The organism is Kineococcus gurbantunggutensis (assembly GCF_050871925.1).
Taxonomy (GTDB): domain Bacteria; phylum Actinomycetota; class Actinomycetes; order Actinomycetales; family Kineococcaceae; genus Kineococcus.
This window is the reverse complement of record NZ_JBJLSG010000019.1, coordinates 48,067-54,344: the sequence shown is the minus strand read 5'-3', so window position 1 is coordinate 54,344 and position 6,278 is coordinate 48,067. Positions and strand designations below refer to the sequence as shown.

Here is a 6,278-nt window from a genome sequence, read left to right as displayed (position 1 = left end):
CCCCCGCGCCCCCCCCCCCCCCCCCCCCCCCCCCCCCCCCGGGGGGGGCCGCCGCCCCCGGCGCCCGCCCGGCGGCCCGGGGGCTGAGCGCCCGCCGTCAGGGCGCGCGCGGCGGTCACGCGGGCGGCGGTGCCGGTGCCGGTGCCGCGGGGACGTCCTCGTGGCCGGGGCGGTGGTGGCGGCGGTCGCGGAACACCCACGAGCGCAGCAGCAGGAAGCGCAGCGCGGTCGCGGCCAGGTTCGCCGCCGTGAGCACCGCCAGCTCGGTGCCGCGCGAGGCGCCCGGGGCCCCGGAGCGCAGCAGCACCAGGCTGCCGGAGGTCAGCGCCCAGCCCAGCAGGAACACGGACAGCCCCTGCACCTGGTGCCGGCCGGCCCCCTCGGGCCCGCGCACCCCGAACGTCAGGCGCCGGTTCAGCGCGGTGTTGGCGACCGCGGTGAGCAGCAGCGCCAGGGAGTTCGCGGCCTGCGCGCCGGTGGAGCGCTGCAGCAGCAGGTACAGCAGCGCGTACGCGCCGGTGCTGGCCAGCCCCACGGCCAGGAACCGGGTCAGCTGCCCGGCCAGGCTGGCGGGCACGCCCGCCACCGCGGCCGGCCGGGTGCCGCGCCCCAGGCTCTCGCGCACCTCGCGCAGCGGCAGGCGCCCCAGGGCGATCGCGGTGCCCAGCCGGCCGATGCCGCGCAGGTCCGCCAGGGCGGTGGCGAGGATGTCCACGCGGCTGTCGGGGTCGTCCACCCAGTCCACCGGGACCTCCTGGATGCGCAGACCCGCACGCTCGGCCAGCACCAGCAGCTCGGTGTCGAAGAACCAGCCGGTGTCCTCCACCAGCGGCAGCACCGTGCGCGCCACGTCCGCGCGCACCGCCTTGAAACCGCACTGCGCGTCGCTGAAGCGCACCCGCAGGGTGCCGTGCAGGAGCAGGTTGTAGCAGCGGGAGATCACCTCGCGCTCGGCGCCGCGCACCACGGTGGCGCCGTGCGCCAGCCGCGAGCCGATCGCCACGTCGCAGTGGCCGGAGACCAGGCCGGCCACCAGCGGCAGCAGTGCGGCCAGGTCGGTGGACAGGTCCACGTCCGTGTAGGCCAGCACGGCGGCGTCCGAGGTGGACCACACGTGCTTCAGCGCGCGGCCGCGGCCCCTCTGCTCCAGGCGCACGCTGCGCACCTGCACCGCGGCCCCGCCCAGCTCCGCGGCCAGCTCGGCCGCCACCCGCGGGGTCGCGTCGGTGCTGGCGTTGTCGGCGATCGTGATCCGGCACGCGAAGGGGAAGGAGCTCAGGTGCGCGTGCAGGCGGCGCACGCACGGCTCGAGGTCGACCTCCTCGTCGAGGACCGGGACCACGACGTCCAGGACGGGAGCGGCCCGGTCCGCGGCGGGGCCGAGCGCGTGGCCGGGTGCGGAGCCGGGTGCGGGACCGGGCGCTGAGCGCGGCCGCGGCGGCACGGGCGCGGGACCGGTGGGTGTGGCTGTCATGCCCCCGAGGGTCGGCCGCGCCCCTCCCGCGGGCGTGGGGCCGGGCTGTGGCGGCGCTGTGGATCCGCGCCCGGCCCCCGCCGGCCCCTCAGGCGGGGGAGGGCCCGCCCGCCGCGGCGGCCGGCAGGCTCACGCGGAACGCGGTGCGCCCCGGCCGGCTCCGCACCTCCACGTCGCCGTGGTGCGAGGCCACCACCGCCTGCACGATCGCCAGGCCCAGGCCGGTGCTGCCGGCGCCGCGCGCGCGGGAGGAGTCCCCGCGCGCGAAGCGCTCGAAGACGTGCGGCAGCAGGTCCGCGGCGATGCCGGGGCCGTCGTCGACGACGTCCAGGTGCACCCGCCCGCCGTCCCGGTCCTGGCCGCCCCCCTGCTCCAGGCGCACGGTGACCGTGGTGCCCGGCGGGGTGTGGCTGCGGGCGTTGGCCAGCAGGTTCACCAGCACCTGGTGCAGCCGGGCGGCGTCACCGGTGACCTCCACGGCCTCCTCGGGCAGCTCCAGGCGCCAGATGTGCTCGGGCCCGGCCACCCGCGCGTCGCTCACGGCGTCCAGCACCGTCATCGTCAGGTCCACGCGCTCGCGCTCCAGCGGCCGGCCGGAGTCCAGGCGCGCCAGCAGCAGCAGGTCCTCCACCAGCCCCGTCATGCGCACCGCCTCCGACTCCACCCGGCGCAGCGCGTGGGCGACGTCGGCGGGCACCGGCTCGCGGCTGCGCCGGGCCAGCTCGGAGTAGCCGCGGATCGCGGCCAGCGGGGTGCGCAGCTCGTGGCTGGCGTCGGCGACGAACTGCCGCACGCGCTGCTCGGAGGCGTGCCGGGCGCTCAGCGCCGAGCCGACGTGGTCCAGCAGGCGGTTCAGCGCCGAGCCGACCCGGCCCACCTCGGTGCGCTCGTCGGTGTCGCGCGCGGGCACGCGGTGCTCCAGGTCCACCTCGCCGCGGTCCAGCTCCAGCTCGGACACCCGCGTGGCGGTGGCCGCCACCCGCCGCAGCGGCTCCAGGTCCCGGCGCACCAGCGCGGTGCCGGTCGCGGCGGCGGCCGCCACCCCCAGCAGGATGACCGCGGCCTCGACGCCCAGCACCCCCAGCAGGGTCGTCTCCACGCCCGCCAGCGGCACGCCGGTGACCTGCACGGCCCCGCCGGCGGGCAGGGTGGCCGCCACCACCCGGTAGCTGCCCAGCCCGGGCAGCTCCACGGTGGTGGGCTCGCCCGGGCCCACCGCGCGCAGCGCCTCGGCCTGCGCGCCCGTCAGCGCCACCGCGCAGTCCTGCGCGCCGGTGGCGCTGGTGTCGATGACCCCCGACTGCGCGTCGACCAGCGCGCCGCCGGAGAAGCGCGCGCCCAGGGTCCCGTCCACCTGCCCGGGCCCGACGAACGCCGGGCGCGTGCCGGTCGGGCAGGCGGCCGCGTCCTGCTGCCGCTGCCGGGGGCCGCCGGGGCCGCCGAACTCCGCGCGCTGCGCGCGCTGGGCGGACTCGCGCAGCTGCCCGTCGACCTGCCCCGTCAGCTCCTGGCGCAGCGCGTACGTGGTGACCACGCCGATCACCAGGCCCACGGCGACCAGCAGCGAGGTCAGCGTCAGGATCAGCCGGCCCTGCAGAGACTGCGGGCGGCGCACCGGGTTCCTCACCGCACCGCCGCGCCCACCGCCGCGCCCACCGCCGCGCCCACCGCTGCGGCCGGCGCCGCGCCGGGCACCGCGCCCGGCGCCGGCGGGCGCATCAGGCGGCGGGCTGGGCCGCGGCGGGCTTGAGCACGTACCCGGCGCCGCGCACGGTGTGGATCATCGGCGCGCGCCCGGCGTCGATCTTGCGGCGCAGGTAGGAGACGTACAGCTCCACGATGTTCGCCTGGCCGCCGAAGTCGTAGTTCCACACCCGGTCCAGGATCTGCGCCTTGGACAGCACCCGGCGCGGGTTGCGCATCAGGTAGCGCAGCAGCTCGAACTCCGTGGCGGTGAGCTTGACCTCCTCGCCGCCGCGGAACACCTCGTGGCTGTCCTCGTCCAGGACGAGGTCGCCGACGCTGAGCACCGGCTCCTGCTTGGCCGCGGCCAGGCCCGAGCGGCGCACCAGGCTGCGCAGCCGCGCCACGACCTCCTCCAGGCTGAACGGCTTGGTGACGTAGTCGTCGCCGCCGGCGGTCAGGCCCGCCACGCGGTCCTCCACGGCGTCCTTGGCCGTCAGGAACAGCACGGGCACCTCGGTGGAGTCCGCGCGCAGCCGGCGCAGCACCTCCAGGCCGTCGATGTCCGGCAGCATGATGTCCAGCACCACCGCGTCGGGGCGGAAGGAGCGCGCCGTGCGCACCGCCTCCAGCCCGTCGGCCGCCGTGCGCACCTCCCAGCCCTCGTAGCGCAGCGCCATGCTGAGCAGCTCCGACAGGGTCGACTCGTCGTCGACGACGAGCACGCGCAGGGCGCTGCCGTCGGGACGCTGCAGCTCGGCGCGGGTGGTGGTCGCGGTCATGCCCCCATCGTCGGCCCCGCACCTGCGACCGTGCGGGGCGAACCCTGGGAAACCCCTGTGCATCCTCACCCGGACGGCGCAGCGACCCCGCCCAGCGGGCGCCCCGCGGGCACCCCGGAGCCGCCGGGCGGGCACCCCGCGGGCACCGGGGGCGCACGGGGGCGCCGCTCAGGGGGCGCCGCCCGGGACGGCGGGGAGCGGTGCTGAGCGGCGGCGGGGCTACCGTGCGGGCCGTGGCCGACCTGTTCTCCGCCGACCCCGCGAGCGACCCGGCGAGCGGCGCGGGCCCGGGCCCCGCCGTCCTGGCCGGCGCGCCCCTGGCGGTGCGGATGCGCCCGCGCCACGTCGACGAGGTCGTGGGCCAGCAGCACCTGCTCGGGCCCGGCTCGCCGCTGCGCCGGCTGGCCACCGAGGGCGACCTCGGCCGCGCCGGCCCGGCCTCGGTGGTGCTGTGGGGCCCGCCGGGCACCGGCAAGACGACGCTGGCGCACGTCATCGCCCGCTCCGGCGGGCGCCGCTTCGCGGAGCTGTCGGCCGTCACCGCCGGGGTGAAGGACGTGCGCCGCGTCATGGACGAGGCGCGCGAGCACCGCGACCTGCACGGCCGGCAGACCGTGCTCTTCCTCGACGAGATCCACCGCTTCACCAAGGCGCAGCAGGACGCGCTGCTGCCGGGGGTGGAGAACCGCTGGGTGGTGCTCGTGGCCGCCACCACGGAGAACCCGAACTTCTCCGTGGTCACCCCGCTGCTGTCGCGCTCGCTGCTGCTGACGCTGCGCCCGCTGAGCGCCGACGACGTGCGCGCCCTGCTGAGCGCGGCGGTGGCCGACCCGCGCGGGCTGGCCGGGGAGGTGGAGCTGACCGGCGAGGCGCTGGAGCACCTGGTGCGCCTGGCCGACGGCGACGCCCGGCGCGCGCTGACCGCGCTGGAGGCCGCCGCCGGCGCGGCGTTCGACGCCCCCGCCGCCGACGGCGGGCGGGCGGTGGTGACGCTGGAGCACGCCGAGCGGGCCCTGGACCGCGCCGCGGTGCGCTACGACCGCGCCGGGGACCAGCACTACGACGTGGCCAGCGCCTTCATCAAGTCCATGCGCGGCTCCGACGTCGACGCCGCCCTGCACTACCTGGCGCGCATGGTGGAGGCGGGGGAGGACCCGCGCTTCGTCGCCCGCCGCGTCGTCATCGCCGCCTCCGAGGACGTGGGCATGGCCGACCCCTCCGCGCTGCAGACCGCGGTGGCCGCGATGCACGCGGTGGCGCAGATCGGCATGCCCGAGGCGCGCATCGTGCTGGCCCAGGCGGTGGTGCACGTGGCCACCGCCCCGAAGTCCAACGCCGCCTACAACGGCGTCAACGCCGCGATCGCGGACGTGCGCGCCGGCCTGGGCGGGCCGGTGCCGGCGCACCTGCGCGACGCGCACTACTCCGGCGCCCAGCGCCTGGGGCACGGCAGGGGGTACGTGTACACGCACGACACCCCCGCGGGCGTGGCCGCGCAGCAGTACGCCCCCGACGAGCTGGTCGGCAAGGACTACTACGTGCCCACCGACCGCGGCTTCGAGGCGCAGGTGCGCGAGCGCCTGGCCCGCCTGCGCCGCATCCTGCGCGGGCGCTGACCCCGCCGGCGCCCCCGCGGCTCGCTACGGTGCCCGGGTGCCCGCCCTGCCCCGCCTGCTGACCTCCGCCCTGCGCGCCGCCGGGGAGCTGGCGCTGCGCGAGCTGCAGCGCTCCGCCGCCGCGCCGCGCCGCGCCCCCGAGCACCCGGGGGCCGGCGCCGAGCGGCCCCGCCCGCGCGCCGGCCGCCGCCCGGCCGGCGCCGCCGAGGCCCCCGCGGGCTCGGTGGGCGCGGCGGGCGCGGGCGCCTTCAGCTACGCCCCGCGCGAGGACGGCCGCCCGGACCCCGGCGAGGTGGTGTGGGCGTGGGTGCCCTTCGAGGAGGGCGACGGGCGCGGCAAGGACCGCCCCGTGCTCGTCGTGGGCCGCACCGGCCCGGGGCCGGACGCCGACCTGCTCGCGCTGGCGATGACCAGCAAGGACCACGACCGCGACGCCGCCGACGAGGCCCGTCGCGGCCGGCGCTGGGTCGACGTGGGCACCGGCGCCTGGGACCGGCGCGGCCGGCCCAGCGAGGTGCGCGTGGACCGCCTGCTGCGGGTGGCGCCGGCCGACGTGCGCCGCGAGGGCGCCGCGCTGGACCGCGCCCGCTTCGAGCGGGTGGCGCGGGAGGCGCGGGAGGCCCTGGGCGGCTGAGCCCGCCGGGCACCCGCGCGGCACCCGCGCGGCACCCGGCCCGGCACCTGCCGCGCACCGGGTGCCCCCGCCGCCGGGTAGGGTCGGTG

The 6,278-nt window shown here is 78.9% G+C and carries 5 protein-coding genes; 2 read left to right on the top strand and 3 right to left on the bottom strand.

The genetic code is table 11. The features are described 5' to 3' along the window. Positions 1-115 precede the first annotated feature (115 nt). The 3 genes from ACRYR7_RS05630 to ACRYR7_RS05620 form a co-directional block, all read right to left on the bottom strand. Complete coding sequence (locus tag ACRYR7_RS05630) at positions 116-1,474, bottom strand: bifunctional glycosyltransferase family 2/GtrA family protein (RefSeq protein ID WP_432571092.1); 1,359 nt, start codon at positions 1,472-1,474, stop codon at positions 116-118. A gap of 88 nt (positions 1,475-1,562) precedes the next feature. Further along, the gene (locus ACRYR7_RS05625; protein ID WP_432571091.1) at positions 1,563-3,101 is read right to left on the bottom strand and encodes a sensor histidine kinase; all 1,539 of its coding nucleotides are present in this window, start codon (positions 3,099-3,101) and stop codon (positions 1,563-1,565) included. A gap of 91 nt (positions 3,102-3,192) precedes the next feature. Next, the gene (locus ACRYR7_RS05620; protein WP_432571090.1) at positions 3,193-3,939 is read right to left on the bottom strand and encodes a response regulator transcription factor; all 747 of its coding nucleotides are present in this window, start codon (positions 3,937-3,939) and stop codon (positions 3,193-3,195) included. Positions 3,940-4,172: 233 nt separating this feature from the next. Between ACRYR7_RS05620 and ACRYR7_RS05615 the strand changes: the two genes are divergently transcribed. Together ACRYR7_RS05615 and ACRYR7_RS05610 are read left to right on the top strand one after the other, a co-directional pair. After that, the gene (locus ACRYR7_RS05615) at positions 4,173-5,555 is read left to right on the top strand and encodes a replication-associated recombination protein A (RefSeq protein WP_432571089.1); all 1,383 of its coding nucleotides are present in this window, start codon (positions 4,173-4,175) and stop codon (positions 5,553-5,555) included. Between the two features lie 37 nt (positions 5,556-5,592). Continuing rightward, the gene (locus tag ACRYR7_RS05610) at positions 5,593-6,189 is read left to right on the top strand and encodes a type II toxin-antitoxin system PemK/MazF family toxin (protein WP_432571088.1); all 597 of its coding nucleotides are present in this window, start codon (positions 5,593-5,595) and stop codon (positions 6,187-6,189) included. Positions 6,190-6,278 lie beyond the last annotated feature (89 nt).